We start from the raw sequence: 1,229 nt of genomic DNA on the forward strand, positions 1-1,229 counted from the left end.
TGCGGTTTCAACCGGTCGATGCAACACACTGAAGGCTGCCTCGGCAGCAGGGGTGTTGCAGATGAAGTACCGGGCAAGGATCTGTTACACGGAAGGCCAGAAGGCCCTGATGTGGGACCGCTGGCAGCAGGGCGAGTCGCTGCACCAGATCGCCCGGCTGTTTGATCGGCGCCACAGCTCGGTCCGCGGGATCCTGGCGGCGTCCGGTGGGATCCGGCCGCCTCAGCGCCGCCGTTCTGAGCGCACGCTGAGCTTGGCCGAGCGGGAAGAGATTTCGCGGGGCGTGGTGAGCGGGCAATCGATCCGTTCGATCGCGGCCGCGCTGGGGCGGGCGCCGTCCACAGTGAGCCGCGAACTGCGACGCAACGAGGGTTCTGATGGCTACCGGGCGAACCGGGCCGACCAGGCCGCCTGGGACCGGGCGCGTCGTCCAAAGACTTGTAAGCTGGCCCGGCATCGAGCCTTGGCGCGGCAGGTCGCAGCTAAGCTTCAACAGCGTTGGTCTCCGCAGCAGATTGCCGGATGGCTCAAGCGCATCCATCCAGACGACGCGAGCGGTCAGGTGTCACACGAGACGATCTACCGCACGCTCTTCATCCAAGCCCGAGGCGCCTTAAAACAGGAGCTTCTGGGCTACCTGAGGCGGACGCGAGCGATGCGCCGCTCACGCCACCACACACAGAAGACCGACAACCACGGCCGCATCAGCGGCGCCGTCTCGATCCGCGAGCGTCCGGCCGCGGTCGAAGACCGGGCCGTGCCCGGCCACTGGGAAGGCGACTTGCTGTTCGGCAGCAGCAACAGTCAGATTGCCACGCTGGTGGAGCGGCATACGCGCTACGTCATGCTGGTGAAGGTCGGCGGCAAGGACACCGAAACGGTCATCGACGCGCTGATCAAGAACGCACGGCGCCTGCCGAAGGAACTGTATCGATCGTTGACTTGGGACCGCGGTAAGGAGATGGCTGATCATCGCCGATTCACCATGGCGACCGACATCCAGGTCTACTTCTGCGATCCGCAGCATCCATGGCAGCGCGGTTCAAACGAGAACACCAACGGATTGCTTCGGCAGTACTTCCCCAAGGGTCTCGATCTGTCCACGATCACGCAGGCCAAGCTTGACGCCGTGGCCAGAGAGTTGAACGGACGGCCCCGGAAGACGCTAGGCTACGAAACACCGGCCGAACGATTTCAACAATCTGTTGCATCCACCGGTTGAAACCGCA

Annotated in this window: 1 protein-coding gene; it reads left to right on the forward strand. The window is 64.0% G+C overall.

Translation table 11 applies throughout. The features are described 5' to 3' along the window. The first annotated feature begins 61 nt into the window (after nucleotides 1-61). Entirely contained in the window at nucleotides 62-1,222 is a 1,161-nt protein-coding gene (locus AB4Y64_RS17660; protein WP_441817753.1) for an IS30 family transposase, read from the forward strand. Nucleotides 1,223-1,229: the final 7 nt, after the last annotated feature.

Origin of the sequence: Lysobacter sp. TAF61, from assembly GCF_052113485.1 — a bacterium.
Taxonomy (GTDB): Bacteria; Pseudomonadota; Gammaproteobacteria; order Xanthomonadales; family Xanthomonadaceae; genus Lysobacter_J.